Source organism: Grimontia indica, assembly GCF_000333895.2.
GTDB classification, from domain to species: domain Bacteria; phylum Pseudomonadota; class Gammaproteobacteria; order Enterobacterales; family Vibrionaceae; genus Enterovibrio; species Enterovibrio indicus.
Genome location: NZ_ANFM02000018.1, coordinates 150957 through 175693, shown reverse-complemented (window position 1 = coordinate 175693; position 24737 = coordinate 150957). Strand labels below are relative to the sequence as shown.

Below are 24737 nucleotides of genomic sequence, written 5' to 3'. Positions count from 1 at the left end.
TCAGTCAATCTCCATTTTCAGGCATTTATGCGCGAGAGTGCGTTTGGGTAAGCCAAGGCTTTCCGCTGCTTTTGAGCGATCGCCGCCGTAACTGGACAGACGATAGCGAATCACGCTGCTCTCGAAGTTCTGAACAGCAGCCTTGAGGTTGTTGATGTCATCAATATCCACGCCGATATAACTTTCAGAATTCACATCATCCGAATTCGCGGCGACTGGGCTGGTTTGCTGCAACACACGACCGCTAAAGCTGGAAGGGGTAATTTCTTCACCATTCGCTGTTAGCGCACAGGCGTATTCAATGAGGTTTCTCAATTCACGTACATTTCCAGGAAAGCTATGTCGATTCAGTAAATCCAGCGCGGCATAGCGAATACCAGCAATGTGTACACCTGCCTGCTTGTTGTATTCAGCAATGAAGTGTTTACAAAGTTCTGGGACGTCTTCTTTGCGGATATTCAACTCCGGCATGAAGACCGGGAATTGATTCAGACGGTAGTAAAGGTCTCGACGGAAACTGCCCTCTTCGGCCTTTTCTTCCATCGCCACATGTGTCGCCGCTACCAAGCGGAAATCTGCATTCACTTCACTGGAAGCGCCCACTGGACGATAGGTGCGGGTTTCGAGAACACGCAGCAGTTTGGCTTGCAGTGCCAACGGCATGTCACCGATTTCATCAAGGAACAATGTGCCGCCCTGCGCATCGGCAATCAGCCCTTGTTTAGCGCGATCAGCGCCAGAGAATGCACCTTTCGCATGACCAAACAACTCACTTTCCAAAAGGTTTTCAGGAATCGCAGCGCAATTGATGGCGATAAACGGCTTTCCTTTGCGGTCTGAAAGTTCATGCACCGCGCGGGCTACCAGTTCTTTACCTGTTCCTGTGTCGCCACAAATCAGCACGTTTAACGAAGATTGCGCCACAGTAACGACTTTCTCGCGCATTTCCTGCATCAGTCGGCTTTCGCCAATCAATACGTTTTTCAGTTCATAGGCTTGTTCGCGCTTCTGCTCATCGTTGCGAATACGCTTGATGGATGAACTCAGCGCTGAAATTTGGCGATGCTCTTCACCCAAATCCTGAATAATCTGGCTTTGGTTAATAAAGATCTCGCAAATGCTTTGCCACTGAGGATCAGCCAGCAAACTGCTCAGTTGATGAGAAGAACCTGTGATAGTCAGAATCGCTTTGGTTTTTCTTGCGCCCGGCGGAAGCGGCATCACCAAGACACTTTCACCGCGCTTGCGATGATTCATGAGCTCAACGAAAACCGCATTTTCTTGCCAGTAATTTAACTTGGTTGGGTCCAACAGCATGGCTGATGAGGATTGGAAAACATGCGCAAACGGATGGCTGAAATCGTCCACTTCCCAGTCAAAATGTTGGCCATTACCCTTGGCGCACAGCTTTCTGCCCTGCTGGCAAGGGAGCATGACCCACACGTTGCTGATCTGCAGGTTTGATTTCAACGCATCAACAAAGGTGTCCGCGAGCGTTTGCTGATCACGGATACCAGAAAGTGTTGCTGCCAGTGAAAGCCAATCTGCCATTGCTTATTCCACCTCGCTGACAAACTCGCCGTCTTCTGCGGTGAGATAAACGCGCTGCACAGGCTCTCTCGCGGCAAGCTTATTGAGCAAAGCCAACGATACTGGCGGCAGCAATTGACCTTCGATGATCGCTTCAAGCATGCGGGCGCCATTTTCCGAGCGTGTAGCACGGCGTTGAATTTCTCCCACCAGCGCATCATCAATTTCGGTTTCTGCGTCATAACGCTGGGCAAACACTTTAACCAAGCGGTTTAGCTTGCCTTTGATAATGGCATTGAGCGTATCGCCGCTAAGTGGTAGATAAGGCACAATTTCCATACGCGCCAGCAGCGCCGGTTTGAAGAAAGCGGCCAGCTCTGGATACAGCATTTCTTCCAGCAGTTGCGGTTGCTCTGCATAATCGACGATGGTCTGGTAGCCCAGATTCGAAGTGAGGAAAAACACCACATTCTGGCAATCAATCACACGGCCTTCGCCGTCTGCTAGCTCACCTTTATCAAACGCTTGATAGAAGAGGTTCAACACTTCCGGGTGCGCCTTTTCTACTTCATCAAGCAGCACGATGGAGTAAGGCATTTTGCGGATAGCTTCCGTCAGGATGCCGCCTTCTCCATAGCCTACATACCCCGGAGGCGAGCCAATCAGACGTGAAACGGTATGTTTCTCCTGATATTCAGACATATTGATGGTGGTCAGGAATTGCTTGCCGCCATAGAGTAGCTCGGCAAGTTGCACCACAGTTTCGGTTTTACCAACACCACTTGGCCCAGCCAGCAAGAAGGCCCCTTTCGGACGTCCGGGACGACGCAGGTCAGCACGTGCAGTCAGTAAGTGACGGTGAATCACTTCCAACGCGACATCCTGTCCTTTGATTTCATTACCCAGCAGTTCTGGAAGGTGGGTAATACGGCTCAGCTCATCAGTGTTCATCTGATCAACAGGAACGCCCGTCCAATCACCAATCACTTCGGCAATCTGCTGCGCATCCACATGTGGGTGAACCAAACGCTCAGTGTGTGGAATGGCGTCAAGCTCGGCATAAAAACCGCGCAATTCATTGCGAATGGTTTCGCGATCCTCGTCGCTCAGTGGCTCTTCTTCTTCTGATGGCACCGCAAGAATCTGCTGACGCTTTTCAATCACATCAGCAACCAGATCTTTCTGAACACGCCATGCTTCACGCAAAGCTCCCTGCTCTTCGAGATCTTTTGCTTCGTCAGCTTTAAGTGATGCAAGCAGCGCTTCGTCAACGTCATAGCCGAGCTCAGCCTGACGGTTCAACATATCAATTTGGCGTTGACGCTGAATGGTGCGAGTTTCCAGCTCTGCCAGACGACGCGGTGGTGAACTTAGGTTAATCGCGATTCGTGCACATGCAGTGTCGAGCACGTCGATGGCTTTGTCCGGCAATTGACGGCCAGAGACGTAACGCTCAGAAAGCTCCGCTGCTGCCACCAGCGCGTCATCACTGATCAGCACTTGGTGAGATTTTTCGTAAACGCCATGCAGACCGCGCATGATATCGACGGCTTGCTCGACATTCGGCTCGTCCAGCTTCACCAGTTGGAAGCGACGGCTCAATGCTGGGTCTTTTTCAAAGTACTTTTTGTATTCTTTCCATGTAGTTGCCGCGACGGTGCGTAGCTCACCACGGGCCAGAGCTGGCTTCAACAGGTTCGCCGCGTCACCGCCACCTTCCTGTGCACCTGCACCAATCATGGTGTGGGCTTCGTCGATGAAAAGAATGATAGGAACCGGAGAGGTTTTTACCTCATCAATGATGGCTTTCAGGCGTTTTTCGAACTCACCTTTTACAGAAGCACCTGCCTGCAGCAAACCTAAGTCCAGAGACATCAGATCAATGCCTTTCAGCGAGTCCGGCACATTGCCATCAACGATGCGCTGAGCGAGGCCTTCTACAACGGCACTTTTACCGACACCTGCATCACCAACGACAATCGGGTTGTTTTTACGGCGACGACATAGAATGTCGATCATCAGATTAATTTCGTCATCACGGCAAAGCACAGGGTCAAGTTCACCTTGCTTAGCCATTGCCGAGAAGTTGGTACAGAATCTCGCCAGTGCGGTTTCAGCTTCAGCAGGTACCGCTTGTTTTCCTTTGGAAGAATCAGATTTGACTGCTGTTTCAGCAGAATCTTCTGTCAGTCGCGCGAAGTGCTTCTTCATCGTTTCACGATTGACGCTTTCAAGCTGACGGATAAGGTTCAGCGGCAAGTAACGGTCCGGGCGGATAAGTGCCGCGAGGAAAATAACACCCGAGCGGATTTCCGAATGACCCAGATCAGTTGATCCCAGAAGCCATGCATCCTGAAGAAGTTCAACCAACAGCGGAGAAAACGACGGCGTATTTTCCGGCACGTTTTCGCGGCTCAGTGCATCGCCAGTCAGTTGACGAATGTGCGTGTGGTCCACTTCCGCGCTTTTCAGCAATACGCGTACGTCGCATAACGGGTTATCCAACAAAGTGAAAAGCAGATGCTCTACTGTCACTTCTGGATTTTGTCGCTCAATACTCAGCGCGCCCGCTTGCTCCAGCGCCAGTTTGGTCTGCTGGTTAAGTTTGCCAATTAACGTATGTAGTTCTATTCGGATCACGGGTTCACCTGTTACTGAAGAAGTTGATTAAGCTGTTCAAGCACGCTGGATGTTTTATTGCTGAGTGCGATGGAGTACCCCGTAAACACCACTGCAAGCAAAGTGATAAAGCCTGCGAAGATCGTCCACACCGGTACCTGCTTACTCAGGCGGTACTTGGTAGAAACCACGTTATTCGCGGCACTTGTCAGCGAGACTTGTTCGTTGTCATCCAGTTGACGCAGCAGTTGGTGAAGCTTTGTGATCACCTTTTCATATTCTTCGCGTCCTTTTTCCATCACCTTGTAGCGCCCTTCAAACCCAAGCGTCAGGCAAAGAAAGATGAATTCCAGCAGCGACTTGTAGCGCTCTGGCTCACTCTCCAGACGGGACAGAATCGTAAAGACTTTTTCTCCGCCCCAGGTTTCGTTATGAAAGCGGGTCAACAGCGAATGTTCGGCCCACACACTGTCTGCGCCCCAAGGCGTACTCATGATGGCTTCATCGACAAAGGAGCAAAGCACATAGCGGTAAGCCAGGATCACTGCGTGGTCATAACCTTTTTCAGTGAGTTCCACTTCAATGGCTTTCACTTCTTCCACAGCCTGCTTGTAGATGGTTTCCACGTTGTGGCACTCGGAGAGTTTTCTCACTCGAAGGGCCATCCCCAGCAGTGGTGTCGCAGCATCAATCAGTGGATTGATGTTGTCGCCTCGTAGCTTGAACCAGTAATCCTGGTCCGCATCGATGTTGGTCGCTTCATCAAACAGAAGGTGGTCGTAATGGCGCTCTTTATCCGGCGCATCGATATACATTTCTGCCATGGCTTAGCTCCTTATTGCCCAGAATTGCAGGTCGAGATCCGGGAAGTTACCGGCGACGTGGAAGGCGAAACCGCTGGCATTAGCCAACATCGCCCAGGCAGCGCTGGTTTTATCCAGCTGGTAATAGGTGTATCCCGCGTGGTAAGGCAACTGACGTGGCGCAACCGGCAACGGAGAAACCGGAATACCTGGCAATTGCAGTGAAATGAGTTCGCGGATTTTCTCCACGGAAGCCACTTTGGTTTGCTGAACAAACAGCTTGCGAAGCTCTTCCATTGGCATGCGAGCGCGTACTGCCAGAATGAAGTCGGCATCGCGGACCAGCGAAGGATCCTGAAGCGGTGCCACCATAAGGCCGTACTTGCGTTGATGAAGTTGAATAGAGACTGCACGCGGCTCCAGCACAATGCTGAGAGACTGACGAAGTCTGGTCATCACCGGCTTGAATGAAGAAACCGGCATGTCGTGCTGATAACTACCAAATTCCGGTGCCATTCGGCTTTCATCGGTGAAGGTTGCCAGCTCACCACACATGGAAGACAAAGCTTCATACAACCTTTCTGGGTGGAGGCTGCGCAGTCGCGACAGATGCTGGAGTTGCGGCTGCATGCGATTCAAAGATTGAAGCAACATAAAGTCGGAAACATCCGCCACACCACCTTGGCTTGGCGCGCCAATACGTTGGGAAATGTTCTTCGCACGTTCACGCATCAGTCCCGCCATTTCGCCAATAAAACGATGAAGCACGGACACTGCACCAACGTTCAAGTGGCAAGGTACGAAGCTATCATCGAGCAACACGCTGCCGTCAGGACGCTTTTCCAGAATGCGGGCAATCGCGATGGAGGCGTATGCACTTCGGTCTTCTTTTTCCAGCATCAAACGCAGGCAAACCGGACTCACATCAATCGGTGCCATGTCGCCTTGGAAGGTGTGAATATCACGTACTTCCTGACTGACAGAGGTGTATCGACCTGAACCTGCGCCTTCCGGCCAGGTCACTTCGGTGATCGAATCACTGCGAAGTGGAATGGCAAGATAGACAATCTGATTCGCAAGTGAACTATCGACCACTTCCAGCGCTTCTGGTTGCATGTCCTCCTGAGGAATGCGGAAGACAGTTCCGTCCGGCATCACGCCCGATGCGCTATCGAGCGCGATACGACCAAAGCTCAGATACTCTGCGTTCAGCGTCATTTCAGTCAGGCCATAGAGATAGCGGCTGACAGAGCCTACGCGCTCATCCAGCTGATATTCCAAATTACGCTGCTGCTGTTGAAAATGCTGCGGCTTAACAAAAAGCCCTTCGTTCCAGACAACCCGGTTTCTCGCTGACATCTTTACTCCACTTTATCCAGAACGACTTCGGTGCCATCGAAGTACATAAGCAGGTGGTAAACCCGACCAACCGGCAGGACCTTAACGACTTTCTTCCAATCACTGACATCTGGGTCAGAGAAGCGCGCCATCACGGAGATGTAGCGCGTGCTTTCATCAATCTGGAAATGATCGATAAATTTGAATTGCCCCGGAATTAAAGAGAAATCCCGGTGGTCGACGTAATTACTTTTCAGCGCGCCTTCAGCATCGCCTGCCAGTTGGTCAAAGCCGGACGCCAGAAACATGGAGTCGTCTTCCAGTTCAAAGACCTGCACTTCAATCGGTGTCGCATCGCCACTGATGTTGGGATTGACCTTTTGTGTCGCCACCAAACTGAACGTCACCGTTGTCGGTTGATCTTTTGGCAGTGCGTCATCGCTGCTCGAACAACCGAAAAGCGTGAATAGCAGAAAGCAACCTAGCAGACGTTTCATCGCCTTATACCTCCAGTTGTTTCTCACGAATCTTTCGGTCGTAAGCCTGATCAAAAATTTCCCAGAACAGCTTTTCGAAACCGCGTTGGCGGTCGGAAGTCAGCTCTTTGTAATAGTTTTTGTACATGTTCCATGCCCAGGCATCTGCAGACTCTGGTGACACTTCACCAGGACGGCGATAAGCACTGAATCGACGCATCAGCACTTCCGGTGAGAATGCGCGGAGAATCTGACCCAACGCTTCCACGGTTGCGCTTTGCACCGCTTCGTTGTGGTGTTGGATGTTGGTCAGGCTTTCACTGATGGCTGAAGGAGCAGACAGGTGAACCATACTGCGGTCACGATCAAACATGGTTTCGACTGTTTCTTCGTATGGCAGGCCTAGACGAAGTGGGTTGTCTTCAATCGGTTGAAGGTTCTTGTTCATCATGCCAAAGCGGCTTTCTTCTACCTGCTGATGCAGTGCAAGCAGACCACGAATGGCAGATTGCAGTGACGCGCCCATCTCTTCCGACAGTGCCTGCATTTCAGCCATGTTGCTGCTGTTACCCGCTTGAACGCCAAGACCACGGAAGATAGGACCTGTTACCAAGTGATTGCCGTCTTCTGCAGAGGCCTCACTCGCGTATTCGCCCGATGCATAACCACTGAATCCGTTATCGCCATATGCATTTTCTGGCTTGTCAGCATTTGCGTAGTCTCGCCCTACTTCTTGTTCCAGGCGTTCAAGGGTTTTGTCATCCATCAGGGCATCCTCATAGGGTAAAGTCCGTTTCAGCGTAATCGCTGAACTCATTTCGTATTCGCTATCTGCATGCACGGTTTTCTCTGCACCGTGCCATTCGGTGTCTTTTGCCAGCAGGTAACTTTCTTTCAACTGCTCGGCAGACATTTCCTGATGTTCACTCAGTGGATCATCACCAGAAGAAATTTGGGGAGTGGCAGCTTCAAGGGCGGCCAAAGGGTCATCAATCACTGCATCATCGGGATTTTCAACATCGCTATCGTCACGCTCAGCGCCAATCTGCGTCGCGTCTTTTTCTGTAAGAAAGACATTCTCTAATCCATGCTGATTCGCCGAACCGTCTGAGCCCGCGGCACTTAAATGAATGCGGATTTGGTAAGGACCAATCAGCACCATGTCGTTGTCTTTCAAGCGCGCTGATTTGCCTGCGCCGACGGGAATCGTGGCGCCATTCATGTAGCTCGCGCCGCGAACATCAAGCAGACAAAGCTCGCCATCGATTTCAACGATCTCAGCGTGATGCGGGAACACTCGGCCTTCTCTGTCGATCAGGTTCCATTCGTCGGCACCGCTGGAACCAATTGAGCCACCTTCATGGGTAAACACATGCGTGGCTGACAAACCTGCCTCCAAGTGCTGGGTGTTGGTTACCGTGAGAGTTGCCTGCTGCAACTGCGATTCCTGTTCTATCTTGGGATAGTGTTGAGACATATTTCCCTCTACTGCCTGGCCTGAATGCGAACCATGCGCGGTCGGTCTAATTCGCCCGTGAAGGACGACCAACCTAGCGATGCCGGATTTTGCGCAGAAAGACGCATCGGCGGTGCCTGGTCAGGCTTCAAACCAAGTTCCAAATCAAAAGCCATTTGCTCACGCAGCACGAACTCCACCAACGTCAGCAGAGGCATGTATTCCTTGCCAGAGGGGAGAAAGTCGCGAAAGCGCGCTTGCGTGAGTCCATTAATACAGATGACGAATTTTCCGCTTCGGTCAGCGACTTTATCGCCAATTACGGTGTCCATGCCCAACGCCACATTGGCCATTCCCAGACTCATTTTTTGTTCTTGGGGAATATCAACATGACGCAATTCCCATTGGCGGATGGTGACATCTTCCAAATCAAAGCAATGCGCAATAATGCCGCAGACCACCTGCGGAGAACGGCTACGTCCAGCCAACGTGCCGGCGTAAGACAGCATCTTGCACCAGTTAATCGGGGTCTCACCGCGAAGGTCACTGTCAGCCAAACCGACCAGTGCGAAAAGCTGCGCAGAAAAGGCATCTGAAGCATCTTCACGGAAGCGGATGTAGTAGCGATACTTGCGCCAAATTTGGTAAACCAGCGTGATAATGCGGTGGTTGAAGAAATCCAGAAACGGTTTTCTAAGGCCCGTTTCTTCGCTCTCTGTCAGTATCTCTTCAAGGAAGAAGCCCGGCAGTGGTGATTGTGCTCCGCTCATTCCAATGAATGTGGTTTCAAGGCGATAGCGGTCACCATTCACTTCTTCCAGCGCGGTAACGTCGCTGGCGGCAAAACCTAGACCAGGATGGTTACCAAACAGCAGCTTGCTGGAGGTCGACTTTTCACTTTCCGGATCCAAATCGTTGAGGTGGTGCATAAGCTCCACCAACTGATAGAAGTTGTAGGCTCTGACGTTTTTAGGCAGGCCCGATCCCTTGTTATCGCCCCCGTCCTTTTCATGAAAGTCAGGGGCAACAGTTTCCTCTATATCAGAGGTTGCTGTCCGTTCTGAATGCCCCATGTATACCTTTCCTGATTATCAGCATTGATGATCACCAACTCATGGAAGGAGTTGATGCTGGCGTAAAGAGAGAAAAATCGGCTGAGTACGGTGCCAAAAATGTAAAGCTCGCCCTCGGAGCCAAACGCACTCTGGGTTAAGGTGATTTCTGAACGCAATCCGCGAACCGGAAGTCCACGAATGAGTTTTTCAATCGGCTTGGATTGGATATCGACAATGCCATCCAAACGCTGGCGTGATACACGCTCTGCCTGACGGTCAACCAAGGCGCGGAAGTCGTAAGCTCGCAAAACTGAAGAGAGCGCATCCTTGGAAAGTAACGACAGATAGTTAAGCGACAAATTGGAAATCAGCGTCCAAAGTAATGTGCCATCAAGCATTGGGCGCATTGGCGCAGTCGGTTCGGTCAGGTTGCTGAACTTTGCATACGCGGGAGAAGAATCCGTCGGGATGCTGATATCGCCTTTTCCTAGCTCCAAAGGCAATTGACGGTTTGTACAGGTCAAACTCAGTGAAATCGCCTCGCTGAAATCCACACACTCGGTCTCATCGCTTCGGACGAAAGAGATGTGGTGATCAAAGCCATCGGTATGAACACTGTCTTTCACACGAACTCGGTAGTAGAGCGCTTTTCTATCGCGCGCACGTTCGATTTCATGCTGAAAGCTTTCAAATGGCGTATAGGTGCGAACCTGACCGCGAATGCGTCCTACGTTGTTTTCCTGCCAGCCCTGAACCAAATCCACACTGAATATTTCGTAGTGCGAGGCATAACGGCTGGAAGGCGTAATCTTGTATTCAGTGCTTTTGCCGTTGAGATCAATCGGATCTGCATCGTGAGAAAAGAGGTTGATGATTGGCGTGCAGTAGAGCTCGAAGCTTTCATCTTTCACGCGAACATCTGGCGGAAGCGTTTTTGAGAAGCTGAATCTCAGTGTGATTTTGCCTTGCGCTTCCTCAGGGACAAACTTGCCAAGATTTGGTACATCGAAAAACAGATAGGCTTCAGGAAACGAGAGATATTCCTGCAAAATGCGGTAACCTTCATAGACGTTTTTCGGATACGGCAAGATGGCATCATCACTGTCAAAGCCTACGGCTCTGAAGCTGTTTTTGGGTAAAGTGACAACTTTATCGCCAGTCACCACTTCCACTTTATCGAGGTAATGACTCAACCAGAGATAAAGCATTTCAGCACTGTAGGTTTCACCTCCAAGGAAGAAACGCAGTGAGTTCAACCCCAACTGCCCCGCCATTTGATCGCCGAGAATCGTCAGCTCAACATCAACCAGTGATGCATCTCGGGTATGAACGGTAGAGACTTTGTCGCGACGCAATGGATAAATATCAACATTACGACAGGTTCTGAAATGACAAACAGTGCCAAACACAGGATTGGCATCAAGTTGTGTGCCTTTCTCGATTTGTTGGGCGTACGTCAGCGCTTTTTCGTCTGGTGAGAATTGTGCAATGCTGATGCTGGGAACCGGACGAAGATAGTTCGGCCACAGCATATTGATAATCGAGTGAGTCAGTTCAGGAAATTCGTCTTCGACTTTTTCACGCAATCTTCCCGTCAGAAACGCAAAACCCTCAAGCAAACGCTCGACATCCGGGTCGGTATTTCTGCTGTTCAGAAAGCGGGCAAGCTGAGGGTAGACTTCTGTAAATTCAACGCCCTGCTCACGCAAGAACGCCAGCTCATCCCTGAAAAATCGATTCCGTGACACTTAAACTACTCTGTACTTTCGATTGCTATCCAACAGAAGTTCCATCTGCACATTCCTGTGCAAGGCTCCTGCATTGATTGATGCGGTAACTTGAAACCTGAGATTCAGCGGAGATCCGTTATCCGGCAGTACATGAATTTCCATGCTCTTTATCCGCGGCTCATAGGTTTCAATGCATCGTCGAATGGCTCGGCGTATCTGCAAAGCAAGGTCATGTGAACTCAGGGACGCATCGTTGAAATCAATCAAACCAAGATCCGGTGCACTCAGGGACTCACCCATTCGCGCATTCAGAAGATTGGTGACATTTCTCTTCAACGACTGCAGAACCTCATCGGTATCTGGTCCCTGAGTGACAGACCGCTTTGGTGCGTCAGCTTCTAACCTTTGGAAGAAGCTGACGCCGTACGCGGAGTCCTCTGCGTCAGGTACAGCCATGGATTACTGATCCAGACGGCCTACCAAAGACAGTTCGAAGTTCGCGCCCATGTATTTGAAGTGAGGACGAACAGCCAGAGAAACCTGGTACCAACCCGGATCGCCTTCCACGTCCATCACTTCCACTTTCGCTGCGCGAAGCGGACGACGGCTGCGGACTTCTGCCGGTGGGTTTTCCTGATCTGCCACATACTGACGAACCCAAGTGTTCAGCTCTCGCTCAAGATCCTGGCGCTCTTTCCAAGAGCCGATCTGTTCGCGCTGCAGCACTTTGATGTAGTGCGCCAAACGGTTGATGATCATCATGTATGGCAGCTGGGTACCCAGCTTGTAGTTGGTCTCTGCTTCTTTGCCTTCTTTAGTGTTCGGGAACACTTTTGGCTTCTGGATAGAGTTTGCAGAGAAGAAAGCGGCATTATCGCTGCCTTTACGCATTGTCAGAGAGATAAAGCCTTCTTCGGCCAGCTCAAACTCTTTGCGGTCAGTGATAAGCACTTCGGTAGGAATTTTTGCTTGAAGCGCACCCAGTGATTCAAACAGGTGAACAGGCAGATCTTCCACTGCACCGCCACTTTGTGGACCAATGATGTTTGGACACCAACGGTATTTCGCGAAGCTGTCAGTCAGACGTGAAGCCAGTGCGAACGCAGTGTTACCCCATAGGTAGCTTTCGTGTGAATCCGATACGTTTTCACGGTAGTTGAAAGACGTGATTGGGTTTTCAACTGGATCGTAAGGAACACGCAACAGGAAGCGTGGCGCAGTCAGGCCCAGGTAGCGTGCATCTTCAGACTCGCGCAGTGAACGCCATTTGGTGTAACGCGGGCTTTCGAAGGTAGCAGACAGATCTTTCAGGTTTGGCAACTCTTCGAAAGAGTCGATGCCGAAGAACTCCGGTGCCACTGAAGACAGGAATGGCGCATGAGCCATTGCACCTACTGAACCTACATATTGCAGCAGCTTCATGTCTGGTGTGCTTGGCGTGAACGCATAGTTACCAACAATAGCACCCACTGGTTCACCACCAAACTGGCCATAACCTGCTGAGTAAACATGCTTGTAAAGACCAGATTGCGTGGTCTCGGGAGCAAATTCAAAGTCATCCAGCAACTCTTGTTTCGTTGCATGGAGCACTTCAATTTTGATGTTTTCGCGGAAATCAGTGCGGTCAACCAGCAGCTTCAGGCCACGCCATGAAGATTCCATTTGCTGAACAGGCTCGCTGTGGAGAATTTCATCCATCTGGGCACTGATTTTCTTATCCAGTTCAACCAACATCTGGTCAACCAGCGCTTTATTGACTGGTTCTTCCTGCTGGTCTGAACCAATCAGGTTTTCAATGAATGCAGCTACACCTTTTTTGGCAACATCATAGCCTTCTTCGCTAGGTGCCATGCGGGTTTGAGCCATGATGTCGTCGAGCAGACTGCCAGATTCATAGGCAGAACTCTCAAGCGTTTTCTCTTGTACGGACATTAACAAAATCCTTTTCTCTTCTGCGTTGATTACTGTTCGTCAGCCGGTTGCTCTTCAGCACCCACCAGCTCCAGTTCAGCGAGTAACTTCTCGCGGGAATCTTCAGATGCCAGTAGCTCTTGGAGACGGGCGCGGAAAGCAGGGATATTGCCTAGCGGGCCTTTGAGAGCAACCAGTGCTTCGCGAAGCTCAACAAGCTTCTTCAGCTCAGGGACCTGGTTTGCTACTGAATCTGGAGAGAAATCCGCCAAAGACTTGAACGACAGTTCGACAGGAAGATCTTGACCTTCCTCTTCTGTCATTACGTTTGGCACTGAAGTAGTCACCGAAAGGTTGCTCTCTCGCATGACTGAGGTGAAGTTGTTTTTATCGACAGAAACGGCTTCGCGTTCTTCGATTGAGGTGTCTTCTGGGTGACCTTTGAAGTCGCCCAAAACGACCATTTTCAGCGGGAGTTCAATCTCCGCCTGAGCATCGCCGGTTGCTGGAACGTATTTAATGTTAATACGCTCTTTAGGAGCAACACTTCCCTCTTTCGCCATTTTACGCTCTCCTTTCGCTATAGAGACTTTATGGATTAAACATGTTTACGTTTCGACTTTTCACCGCAGAAAAAGCAACACCCAGATAGATGTAAATGCTATTAAGCAGCCAATAACCCCTGAAAAACTTAGAAGCAGGAGAAATTAAAGAAAACGGATCCCAACCGGATTTCTTGCATTAAGAAACGGCTAAGTTAGACATTGCTAATTAATCTATATGTACAGCAAAAAGAACTTTGGAGGGAAAAAGAAGAGAACAAGGAAAGTCTGGTGAAATGCAGAAATAAGTACGTCGTCAATGCTTGCGACAATATGCATAACACTCAAACATGATCACTTGTTAAGCTTGTACCACCTTAGAACCTTGCCAACCAACGTTATGTATTTATTAGTATTTTTTTGAAAGCATCGACTATTCACAACAATGATATATCGATGATCTCTATTGTGTTCTTTAACAGCATCTATTTGCATAACCTTCGATCCGGAGACTATACAAGCGCCAAAAATTTATAATTATGATGATTCAATAGTACGATCGTAGACAAGATATAATTTACTAAATTACAGAGATGAAATAATAAAACTAGACTTCAGTCGCGCTTTATTATTTATTGGACACATGGCCTATCGAGGGGCATTAAAAAAGCATTAATAATTCAATCTAGTACAAAACCCCTACTTAGAAATGTAAGGAAAAATAAATGGAACTTTAATTACAAAACCAACTATATATAAATTTAACTATAATCTAATTTGGCACTAACCCGTTTGACAAATGTAGCTCAAACACGCTAACCAATATTGACTATCTCTCCGCCAACAACCACACCAACAAAACTCACCGGATCCCCAGTTCTGACAACGGGTTTACCGTTTGCAAAAACCGTCGGAAAACCCGCGGCGATACTTCTAACATGAGGGGGCGATTTGGGTTTGTCGTGCGGAGTTATGGCGTCTTCTTGACGCGCAAGCGGAATGCCATCCACTTTTATAGCGGAAGAAGCGGCGACAACGGGAGAAGGATGAAAACCATCATGATCTGTCCCAATATTGCCAAGTACTACCGCATTTCCCATTTCACGCTCCTACCCTGATAAATTTGGTTCCTGCGTGATACAAAGCAATTAGTAGACCATAAATTACTCGCCAAGTATTCAAAGAGTTAGACATCTGCTCTTACCAGCTTGAGCAAGAAATTGCTCATTTTTCAGGTAACTAGTTGCCCAACTGGTCATTTCTTGCCCTGATTTCATTGTCTAAATCTGACAACGTTTGATGAGTTGCACTAACCCTAAAGCATGAGAAAAGCATTAACTTGTCATATGTACATTTTTAATGACGAAAAATTAGCTCACATCCAAAATCTCATACCATTCTGAGCTTTAGGGTCTGATGATCTTTTACACTTAAAAACTGAATGCAACCCCCGCCCCATAAGCACTTTCATCAAAGTTGTAGTTTGAAATAGTCAGACCATACCCAGTTTCTGCCTTCACATAGCCTCTCAAGCCCTGATAGATAGGAAAGTTCCAACTGACACCGTAATACAGATGGTCAAACTCATCTGCAAACAGGTTACTGACCTGCAGTTTAATTTCTTGTAACTCTGTGGGTTGCCAACCCAGCTCCAGTCTCGAATATCCCAGAAAATCTGCGATATCAGGGTTGTACGTTACATTACCTACTCTGATCCAGGGCTTGAAGCTGATGTAGCCCCACTCCCAATCATGTCGCGCATCCACATAGATCCGATTCCAACTGACTTCGTTATCACCGCCTGCCCCGTTGGACTCATGTTCAGCACCCAGGTCGATTTGCCAGTTTTCAATATGGAGTCGATAGAAGAGTTCAGGGTTGTAGTTGCTGTCTCTAAAGTAGGCAGAGCTGTCATATGCTTCCCAGTTTGAGCGTTGGGTATAAGCCAGATAGAGTCCGTCGTCACCAATTTCTATCATTTGATATTTGGCGCTGAACTGAAACTGGATAAAGGTATCTTTTGCTTCTGTTCCGTTCGGGTTCAATGGCTCAAATCGCTGCTGGTTAACACGGCGCTCTTTGTAGAAAGGAAGGAAGTAATTGTCTTTATGGGCAGAGAGTCCTTCGACAGCTGCTACAGCACTTGAGGGGAAAAACAACAGGCTGCTGATCGAAACACAGCCCAGTGCCAAAGATATAGATCTCATCAATACTCCCTAGTGTATATCGCACTTCATGCGCTCAATTGACTAATTCGGGAGTATAGACAGAGCTAAACCTTATCAGGTCACCCTTTTAGGGTGTGAATCAGCAATGATTCATTCGCCGCAATCTAGAAAAGGCTTACCTTAATGGTGAATCTGAAGAGCCCAGAATAAAGGTTCGAAGACCTTTTAACCTCTATTGATGCTTTCTTGAAACGCTCAGAGCTGAAAGCCTTGTTTCTCAAAACGCACATTCCATTTACCGTTGTTTTCTTTCTCGCAGTTTTCTTCCGTATCAAATTGCACGTGCTTGTTCATATCTTTCACTTTGATATCTATAGAATCCAATGCATCTTTGATAAGCCGATGAAAGCATTCTTGGTTGGCTAACGCCAAATTTTCCTGGGTGTCAAAGACACAAACGATGTTTAGCGAGTTCGGGAACCTGTCGTAATTTACAAAGTGGGTCAGCCACTCGAAGCCATCATTTTCTGACTGGGCAATGTCACACACTTGGGTTAGAGCCTTTCTGAGTGAATTATCGATTTTCTTGTCTGTCTTTCTCACATTCCTCACCTTTCGAGCTTCATAGCGCATTTGCTGTTTTACAGCATGTTAGGTGGGACCGAGGGTAAACACCAGTTCGGTGTCGACCGTTTAGATTGAACCCGCTTTGGTGCATAGCCACCCCAGAAGCAAACCCACCAATACAAAAAAGCCGCTGAATCCTATCAGCGGCTTCGAGTATCCAATTCAGCTATCGTGGATTAATTTGCAAACCCAGCGGCTTGTGAAGCTATAACAAACTCTTCGGTGGTTGGGTTTCTATTCGTACTGCATGAACTAAAGGGTATTGAGTTGGTCAGCTCAACAAATCATCCAGAAATGACCATAATCTCAGTCGTATACGAGTGTAAACGAGTTCTGTTTGATGGAGTCAAAAGCTACCTTTACAGTTGTGAATGCCACCAGTGCAGCTTACGGCTGCACTGAATGGTTAGAAGATGATTTAAACTTTGTCGTTAGGGAAAATATACAAAATCAGAAACCCTAAATAACCAACTCTCGCACTACAAGATGTCTTAAGTTGTGAGATGCTGGATAAAATGACTTCAACTCACCATGGTCCATCACCCAACAGGCATCAGCGATTTGCTCAATCAGTGAAAGGTTCTGCTCTGCCACAATGAAGCTTCGTCCTTGTTGAGCTTGTTCGAGGATCACCTCCCCCATTCGCTCGATGTTTTCAGGTTGAACTCCTTCTGTTGGCTCATCAAGTAAAGTCAGCAATCCGTCTTCGACGACAACTCGGCAAAATGAGACCAACTTCCTCTCGCCACCCGACAATTTCCCAGCCTGCACGTCATAACGTTTTTCTATGATCGGAAAAGCCTCAAGAAGGCGGTGAACAAGAGGGTTTTCACCCCACTTACCTGTCAGTGATAGATTATCCCGCACAGTCAATCCCCCAAAAACTGACTGTTCTTGTAATCCATGGCTAATTTGCTTTTGCTGTCGCTCAAAAGCATTCAAGCCCGACAGATCTTTTCCATTAAGGCATATATGACCTTTGCCGGGCACCAGCGCTCCCGACAAGAGCTTCATTAAAGTGGTTTTTCCCACACCATTGCGACCAGCAAGGCACACAACCTCTCCTTTCCCGATTGAAAAGTTCACATCCCTAACGATCGTAATATCGCCATACCCACCTGAAAGACCTTTCACATCCAGAATTTTGTCTGACATTACTTGGTTCCTCCTGCGTAAATGGCTCGTACTTCCTCGTTCTCACGAACAAAATCAAAGCTGCCAAAACACAACATAGAACCTTGATTCATCACCAGCACTTCGTCAGCCAATTTCTCCACCACTTGCATGTCATGCTCAATAATCACACAGGGTTTTCTCTCTCTGGCGATGTAATTTTTGATGATGTCGATGAGCGTTTTTGTCTCGACAGGTGAGAGTCCCGCACAGGGTTCATCCAGCAATAACAAGTCAGGTTCAGCAAGACAGGTCATCGTAAAGTCCAGCATTTGACGTTGCCCTACCGATAGCGATCCGGCCAAGACTTCACCCTGTTCAAGAAATGGCATCGCTTCGTAAAGCGCGTTTAAAGATGCAGAACGTTTTCCGTATTTGGCTACTCGGAATAATGGTTTCTTATTCGAACGGCTTGCCCACATCGCCAAATGAATATTCTCTTCAACGCTTAACGATGGGAATACACAAGGAATTTGTAATTTCCGACCAATCCCCTGACGTGCAGCGTCATAAGGTTTGCGGGGACGGAAACGCTCGCCATTCCATACGAGATTTCCTGATGAAAGCGGAAGCACACCTGTCATGGTGTTAAAAGCTGAGGTTTTGCCTGCGCCATTCGGGCCAATCAAGCATTGAATGCCTTTTCCGCCTAAACGCATATCCAATGACGAAAGTATATTGACGGCACCAACGGATACAGAGACGTCTTTGATGGCTAGCGTTACCCGCTTTTCGGGCGGGCAAGAATCCGTTTCTTCTTCTAACTTGTCATCCTCAATCCGCGTTTTCGTAGCGGGCAACCAACCGAGCAAGCCCTTGGGTAAAAAAAGCACCACAAGGATGAAAATGGTCGCGACAATCACCTCCCAGTAAGGAAAGGTTTCTTTCAGCTCACTGGATACCATTCCCATTGCCAAAGCGCCTGCGATAGGCCCAATCAAGGTAAAGCGTCCTCCCACTGCAGCCCATATTACGAACTCTGCCGAGAGAAAAAAGCCGAGTGCCTGCGGCGTAACGATTCCCTGATGGACACTGTACAACGCGCCCGCCAACCCAGAAACCGCAGCGCTTATGGCAAAGACAGTACTTTTCAGTTGGTCACTTTTGTAACCCAGTAAGTCAACACGCTGTTCATTATCACGGATGGCATTAAGCAAAAGTCCGAATGGCGTGTTTTCTAAATACTGAAGGGACAAAAGCACAACTGCCACTGCGCCTGCAATCACCCAATACAGGTTTTCGTAACGATCTGTTCCTGGAATGTCATTAATGCCATTAAGGCCGTTAAACCCGCCTGTGACACCATCAAAAACCAATGCTAATTGCGTTGCCAACATGGCAACCGCCAGTGTGATCAACGAAAAATACGGGCCGGAACTCGAAGTACGTGAGAACACCAGCTTTCCCAATGCGAAAGCTAACAGCGCCGGTACCAGAAGTGCCAAAACCAGTCCTTCTACGACACTGAACACCGATGCCTGCTCAACATTCACATAACCATAAAGATACGCGCCCAATCCAAAGAAAGCGGCTTGGCCAAGCGGTAAGAAACCTGCCTGCCCCCAACAAGACGCGACACTCAATGCTGCGAGTCCGAAGATTAAATAGAGACCAACCTCATATGCAGTAAAGCTATCGATAAACAGAGGCAGTGCGAAGATAAACGCGATCGCGTAAAAATTAACGTTGCGAAATGATGCCATTGGGTTTCCACCATAAAAAGAAAATCGACAGCAGAAGCACACCTGTATAGCCGACGACCTTGTCGAACAGGTTGGAGAGGGACTGATCTAAGCCGCCAATCATGCCGCTTCCCAGAATCAGGCCTTCAACGCTGCCGAGGCCGCCAATCACAAGGGCGAAAAATGAGGAGAGCAAGTAATCCAGCCCCATGTAGGGGTCGACCCTCACCAGAGGTGCAATCAATGCACCGGCGAGCCCTGCGGTACTGACACCGAAAACAAACGTGTAAAAGGCAACGCGTTCAGTGTTTATTCCGACAGCCTGCGCCAGTGCAGGGTTGTCTACCATCGCACGAATTTTGAGGCTGGCAGGGCTTTTTCTGAACCATAGGTAGATGCCGGTCATCAAGGCGGCAATCAACACCACCAAGAGCAATCGATAAACTGGGTAATCAACACCAACAACATCGACGGTGCCTGGCAAGTATTGAGGAACGTTTTGGTACTCCCTACCAAAAAGAGCCTCAATCCCTTTTCGGATGAGCATGGCTACACCCCAAGTTGCCAACAAGGTGTCAAACGGCCGCTGATAAAGGTGCCTGATGAGGCCCTTTTCCATGAGTGCACCGACTAAAGCACTCACAATGACAGCCAAAAAAAGGCCCGCAGGCCAAGGCAGTGACCATTGACTTGCGAGCAGCGCGCTATAAGCGCCAAGCATGACAAACTCACCATGCGCCATGTTCATCACACCTAGTAGTCCGAACACAGCGGCAAGGCCAGTTGCAACTAACGCCAACACTGAGAGGCTGTAGATGACGTTCAAAATATATAAGGTCAACACATCCATGTGCGTCACTCTCTCCATTAACTGCAGGTACTGCCGCTAGGCACGTTTTCAAAGGTTTCAACAACGCGGAATCTGCCATCTACGGCTTCCGCAAGATAGATATCCTTATCAACATGCCCCTTCGTCAACGTCATGTTCCCGCGAGGAGAAGAAAATGACGCGCCCTCAGAAGCGCTGGCAATTTTTTCAGCCGCTACGCCTTTTGCTTCGTTTGCCAAGGCTTTGAAGAGATAGACACCGTCATAGCAGGACTCACCTAATGCATTGAGTGCAGGTGCATCACTGCCAAACTTTTCGTAGTAGCGCTCAGCAAATGCGGCGGCTTTGGGCGAGTTAATGTTCTGAAAATAACCTGATGAAGAGTAAAGTCTTGCAGCATTTTCTGCCCCAATACCTGCTAGGGTATTTTCTTCTATTAAGGTGCCCAATCGCAGGGCTTGCTTGTCCAAACCGAAGTTTGCAAATGCGCGGTTAAAGCTCACTGATGCACCACCAACCAAAGTGATCAGTACTGCATCAGCGCCACTGGCTTTGATCTTTGCCAAGCTGGAGTCGAAGTTATCGGCTGAAAATGGCAGATATTCCTCACCGACTACCTCACCACCTGCTGCTTTAATGTATTCTTTCGCCGCAGCATTCGAGTCACGTGGCCAGTTGTAATCATTACCAATCAAATACCATTTACTGACCTTGTTGTTTTTTGCTAACCAGGGAATGACCGGTGCCAATTGCTGCGCAGGGGTCTCACCGAGTACATAAGTTCCCTCTGCGCATTCACCACCTTCATAGATTGGCGTATAGATGTAAGGCACCTCGCCTTTGAACAAGTTGGTGAGTGCACCTCGCACAGCACTGTCATGCATGCCAATAAACGCATCCACTTTTTCGCCTTTGTACAGGCGCACCGCATTTTTCAGCGCATCGGAAGGAGAACCGCCAGCATCGGCATAAAACACTTCAACCTGCTTGCCTAAAATGCCACCCGACTTGTTGATTTCTTCAACCGCCATTTCTGTGCAGTTTTTACAGGAGGGGCCAAACAGACCCGCGGGGCCTGACTGGGGAATCATCACACCGAGTTTAACTGTCTCCGCAGCGAGAGCCCGGGTTGAGACAAAAGTCGGTGCAATCGCTGCCAGCAGCGCAGCACTCATCGACGAAGTTAAAAATTCGCGTCTTTTCATTGTTGTGTTCCTTACATCTATGAAGAGTGGATCAGGGGCGTTGCGTAAAGTTGAAGACTGACTCCAGCGCTTCCGCGATCGATAGCAACCGCTCATCGCTGTTGAAAGGTCCATCAATTTCGATACCAACAGGCAAGCCGTTATGGGTTAGGCCAATGGGCAGGCTTATTCCTGGAATGCCTGCATTGCTGCCTGGATCGGTGTTATGAATAAAAGTTGGAAAGGTAGGTAAGCGTTCGCCATTAAGCTCAACGGTTTCATCATCACCAATAGGCGCGGCAGGCAGCAAAGTGGTTGGGAAGATGACAGCATCCACGCCTTGCTTCGAGAAATAGTCTGCGTAGGTTTGTTGGAGTTTAGGACGAACCACATTAACAGCTTCTCGATACACGGATTCTGGCATCGCGCCATCAGACATCAGCGAAGCCATCAATCCACTCACGTCAGGGCTTAAAGCATGTTCAGCGACGTCTTTAATACTGATATGTGATGCATGAGCGATAAGATAGGCAGGTAAGTCCTGCATAAATTCATAAAGCGCAATCGGGAAACTGCAGGCTTCATCAAGTTCACCAACATTGGGAATATCCGCCTCTACCAAGGTCACGCCCGCATCAGAAAGTTTCTTTAGGGCGTCTTCAGATAATCTGCCGACTTCAGGGTCTAGATTGTCAAAGAAATAGGCTCGGGGAACACCCAGCTTGATAGAAGAAAGACTCGCTACTTCATCAATGGCGGAATCGTTTTTGCCCGCCATGATGGCATCCAAGATTCGGCAATCCTTGACAGTATTCGCCATTGGACCTGCCGTATCCCGGGTATGGCTGACAGGTACCAGCCCTTCTGATGGATAGCGCATCATAGAAGGTCTAAAGCCAACGATCCCACAGAGTGCAGAAGGTAACCTTACGGAGCCTCCTGTGTCCGTTCCAATGCCTGCTGGCATAATGCCAGCTGCAATCGCCACAGCGACACCACCGCTTGAGCCGCCAGGGATCCGCTCGGTATTCCACGGGTTTTTCGACGCGCCGCTATATCCATTGTTAGTCGTAATACCAAAGGCCAGCTCGTGCATGTTTCCCATGCCACCCACTAAGGCACCACTGTTCAACAGCCGCTCAGCCACGACGGAAGCACTGCTGATATTTCCCGCTAATGCTTTAGTCGCAGCAGACGCAGCAAGAACACCAGTCTGAATGTTATCCTTGAAGCAAAGTGGGATGCCATTGAGCCCTTCACCTGCTTTTCCACTCTGGTCAACGTCCCTCGCTGCCTTTCGAAGCATCTCCCAGTCAACCGTAATAAAAGCGTTAAGGTGTTTCAGACTTTCCGCGCGCTCGATAACCGCGTCGATGTAGGATTCGCAGGTTAACTCACCCGATTTAAATGCTGCCTGCAGCGTTTCTAACGTAAACGGTACATCTCTCTTATCCGTCATCTCTTGCTCCTGAGAATTATGCTTCCTTTCCCTCTCAGCATGAGACGAGCACGAAAAAACCGCCATCCTCAACAATGAGGATGGCGGCAAAGACGTGAACTCAATTACTTCTCAGAAGGGGTTTCTGCATTGCGGATTGTCAGCGCTGGATTATGGGCAAAGAAGTTGTGTGGCATGATGTGTACCGTTTTCCACTCAGTGGACATAACAGGCCAATCCTCCATTCTTGGGATGTGATGAAAGCCAGCCGTAAACCAAGTAACGATATCTGCATTCATCAGGGAGCGGTCTTCTTTCACCCACTCTGCCAACGTGTCCGAGCCATCACTTTGCACAGCATATTTGCCTCCGGCGTAGCGCTGGTCCGGATCATAAACCGTGTTCCAAACGGCATATTGGATGTAGGCATTTCGCCTCATTGGTGGATCATTTTCAAAATCGAATGGCCCATAAGCCACCGAACCATGGTGTAGCATGTAGCCTGGTTTATGCCCCAGATACCCGTCGCGTTTTGCATTACTGATATGCAAGTATCTTGGCTTAGCGGTTGAGGTTTTGTATCTCGCATCCAGCTCAGAGTCGAGCATGGTGTGTTTCACTTCCCACATTGAGCGTCGCGGTACAGCGGGATCAACAGAGGCAGGAACAATGTCCATCGTTGCCGCATGGTTCACTGGTTGATCGATATCGAAGTCAATCCGGAAGTTGAAGTAATGATCATGATTCGCCGCGACTAAATTTGGGGCAATCAGGGTACCGTAGCGGGTATCTTCCTTGTAGGTTTCGCTGTCAGTGCTCACCGAAGCCACCCCTTTCACGGCATCAAGACCGGATGCGCCGACTTTGACATACAGTTGGCCACCTTGCTTCAAACGGTAATCAATCAGGTAGTCGTAGTTACCCACTTCAGATGCAGTGCGAATCACCAATTCCGTTTCAGGACGCCCTTCGGCAGGGACAAACTTATCTGGACCTTGCTCAAAGACTTCGTAATGACGCCATGCAGGATCGCCAATATTGCGCTCAAAAATACAAATAGCGTTAGGAATTTCGAGTGGATTACCTTGGTCATCCGCAATCATTGCGGGTAAGAACGTCGCATAAACCGGGCAATCAATGCCGGCCTCAAGCGGTGTCATAAACAGCCCAAACCCGTACTCACCACTGTCCATATAGGTACGCCAGTACCAGCCTTCTGTCGGGTCCATATAGGGTACAAACACTTCGGACAAATGCGCTTGATAGATAATCGGACGCCACGTGCCTTGGTCGTTCACGTCGATATTCGACACCACGAGACCCGCGCGTTTCTCGGTACGGAAATTCAAACGCCAGATGTCCCATTCAAGGTGACTCCCCTCAATGGTGTAATTCGGTTCACCCGTCTGAGTCACAACCGCCGGATTCGTTTTGGGTCTCAGTGGAACTCTTTTCGCCACTTCTTCTTCCGTGTAACCCCAATCGTCAGTGGGAAGCGGCACTGCGCCAGTATCAATGATTTCAACGACTTCTTTTTTGCCAATGTCATAGGTGGCAAATAAGCCCTCAATAGGCTTCGCGTAATAATTTGACCCGGTAGGGAGGACATAACATGGCACCTTCATCAGGCGCGAGTTTTCAAAGGCTTCTGTGAAGAAATTACCTGCGGTTAGAGGAAGACAAAAGACATCATCTGGTTTCAAACCACGTTTGGCTAACCCTTTTTCCATGTCTGGATGAGAAGTCGCGCCGGTCAATGCACCAATAAACTCTTCAAACAGGATCATGGGTTGACCGCTGCCCTTGATAAGTTGATTAGACTCTACTTTCTTCTGAGTGATGTTGACCACCGCTTCATAAAAACCCTCAGGTCCAGTCATCACCACTGTGGCACGTCTATCCAAGGGTTGGCCTTTTTTCCACGCCAGAACTTTCTCTTTTGGCGGCTCTTTTAAATCAATGAGAGGAAACAGCGTATTCTCGTCGGCTAGCTCAGAACCACGCAGAATGCTTTGTATCGATTTATATTCTTCGGCCGTCAGGCCATCCAGCGGGTGGGCACTCAATGGCATCGATAGCAATGCCACCAAAGCAAGAGGTAGAAATACAATCCTTTTTATCATCATCTCTTATCTCCTTTCATCCTTTTCACTTTCAGGGTGTTTTCACCTTAAAG

General features: G+C 48.9%; 20 protein-coding genes. All 20 read right to left on the bottom strand.

Translation table 11 applies throughout. The features are described from left to right. The 20 genes from D515_RS12070 to D515_RS11975 all read right to left on the bottom strand — a co-directional run bounded on the left by D515_RS12070 (position 1) and on the right by D515_RS11975 (position 24687). Positions 1-1551: a sigma-54 interaction domain-containing protein gene (locus D515_RS12070; protein WP_002538794.1), complete on the bottom strand. Its 1551-nt coding sequence runs from the start codon at positions 1549-1551 to the stop codon at positions 1-3. A gap of 3 nt (positions 1552-1554) precedes the next feature. Then, the gene (tssH, locus tag D515_RS12065) at positions 1555-4170 is read right to left on the bottom strand and encodes a type VI secretion system ATPase TssH (RefSeq protein WP_002538790.1); all 2616 of its coding nucleotides are present in this window, start codon (positions 4168-4170) and stop codon (positions 1555-1557) included. An 11-nt stretch (positions 4171-4181) separates the two neighbouring features. Beyond that, complete coding sequence (icmH, locus tag D515_RS12060) at positions 4182-4973, bottom strand: type IVB secretion system protein IcmH/DotU (RefSeq protein WP_002538789.1); 792 nt, start codon at positions 4971-4973, stop codon at positions 4182-4184. Positions 4974-4976: 3 nt separating this feature from the next. Then, positions 4977-6311, bottom strand: a complete 1335-nt coding sequence (gene tssK, locus D515_RS12055; protein WP_002538788.1) for a type VI secretion system baseplate subunit TssK — start codon at positions 6309-6311, stop codon at positions 4977-4979. A gap of 2 nt (positions 6312-6313) precedes the next feature. Beyond that, a complete protein-coding gene (gene tssJ / locus D515_RS12050; protein ID WP_002538787.1) occupies positions 6314-6787 on the bottom strand; it encodes a type VI secretion system lipoprotein TssJ in 474 nt (157 codons plus the stop codon). A 4-nt stretch (positions 6788-6791) separates the two neighbouring features. Continuing rightward, a complete protein-coding gene (gene tagH / locus D515_RS12045) occupies positions 6792-8243 on the bottom strand; it encodes a type VI secretion system-associated FHA domain protein TagH (protein WP_002538786.1) in 1452 nt (483 codons plus the stop codon). An 8-nt stretch (positions 8244-8251) separates the two neighbouring features. Next, positions 8252-9295 (bottom strand): type VI secretion system baseplate subunit TssG, encoded by a 1044-nt coding sequence (gene tssG, locus D515_RS12040; RefSeq protein ID WP_039850007.1) that lies wholly within the window; start codon positions 9293-9295, stop codon positions 8252-8254. Then, on the bottom strand, positions 9259-11025 hold the full coding sequence (gene tssF / locus D515_RS12035) for a type VI secretion system baseplate subunit TssF (RefSeq protein WP_039850006.1): 1767 nt from the start codon (positions 11023-11025) through the stop codon (positions 9259-9261). Before tssF ends, tssG begins: the two co-directional genes overlap by 37 nt. Next, the gene (gene tssE / locus D515_RS12030; RefSeq protein WP_002538782.1) at positions 11026-11463 is read right to left on the bottom strand and encodes a type VI secretion system baseplate subunit TssE; all 438 of its coding nucleotides are present in this window, start codon (positions 11461-11463) and stop codon (positions 11026-11028) included. It abuts the gene before it with no gap. A 3-nt stretch (positions 11464-11466) separates the two neighbouring features. Continuing rightward, the gene (tssC, locus tag D515_RS12025) at positions 11467-12939 is read right to left on the bottom strand and encodes a type VI secretion system contractile sheath large subunit (RefSeq protein WP_002538781.1); all 1473 of its coding nucleotides are present in this window, start codon (positions 12937-12939) and stop codon (positions 11467-11469) included. Positions 12940-12968: 29 nt separating this feature from the next. Continuing rightward, a complete protein-coding gene (gene tssB, locus D515_RS12020) occupies positions 12969-13481 on the bottom strand; it encodes a type VI secretion system contractile sheath small subunit (RefSeq protein WP_002538780.1) in 513 nt (170 codons plus the stop codon). 794 nt (positions 13482-14275) lie between these two features. After that, a complete protein-coding gene (locus D515_RS12015) occupies positions 14276-14560 on the bottom strand; it encodes a type VI secretion system PAAR protein (RefSeq protein ID WP_002538779.1) in 285 nt (94 codons plus the stop codon). Positions 14561-14890: 330 nt separating this feature from the next. Beyond that, positions 14891-15667, bottom strand: a complete 777-nt coding sequence (locus D515_RS12010; RefSeq protein ID WP_002538778.1) for a phospholipase A — start codon at positions 15665-15667, stop codon at positions 14891-14893. Positions 15668-15883: 216 nt separating this feature from the next. Then, complete coding sequence (locus D515_RS12005; RefSeq protein ID WP_039850005.1) at positions 15884-16231, bottom strand: hypothetical protein; 348 nt, start codon at positions 16229-16231, stop codon at positions 15884-15886. 483 nt (positions 16232-16714) lie between these two features. After that, positions 16715-17410, bottom strand: coding sequence for an ATP-binding cassette domain-containing protein (locus D515_RS12000; RefSeq protein WP_002538776.1), 696 nt, complete (start codon positions 17408-17410; stop codon positions 16715-16717). Next, on the bottom strand, positions 17410-19131 hold the full coding sequence (locus tag D515_RS11995; protein ID WP_002538774.1) for a branched-chain amino acid ABC transporter ATP-binding protein/permease: 1722 nt from the start codon (positions 19129-19131) through the stop codon (positions 17410-17412). The genes D515_RS12000 and D515_RS11995 overlap by 1 nt, the downstream gene beginning before the upstream one ends. Next, a complete protein-coding gene (locus D515_RS11990; protein WP_002538773.1) occupies positions 19109-19960 on the bottom strand; it encodes a branched-chain amino acid ABC transporter permease in 852 nt (283 codons plus the stop codon). The genes D515_RS11995 and D515_RS11990 overlap by 23 nt, the downstream gene beginning before the upstream one ends. Positions 19961-19977: 17 nt before the next feature. Continuing rightward, positions 19978-21144, bottom strand: coding sequence for a substrate-binding domain-containing protein (locus D515_RS11985; protein WP_002538771.1), 1167 nt, complete (start codon positions 21142-21144; stop codon positions 19978-19980). 31 nt (positions 21145-21175) lie between these two features. Beyond that, entirely contained in the window at positions 21176-22582 is a 1407-nt protein-coding gene (gene iaaH / locus D515_RS11980) for an indoleacetamide hydrolase (RefSeq protein WP_002538770.1), read from the bottom strand. A gap of 104 nt (positions 22583-22686) precedes the next feature. Then, the gene (locus D515_RS11975) at positions 22687-24687 is read right to left on the bottom strand and encodes a copper amine oxidase (RefSeq protein WP_002538768.1); all 2001 of its coding nucleotides are present in this window, start codon (positions 24685-24687) and stop codon (positions 22687-22689) included. Between the last annotated feature and the right edge of the window lie 50 nt (positions 24688-24737).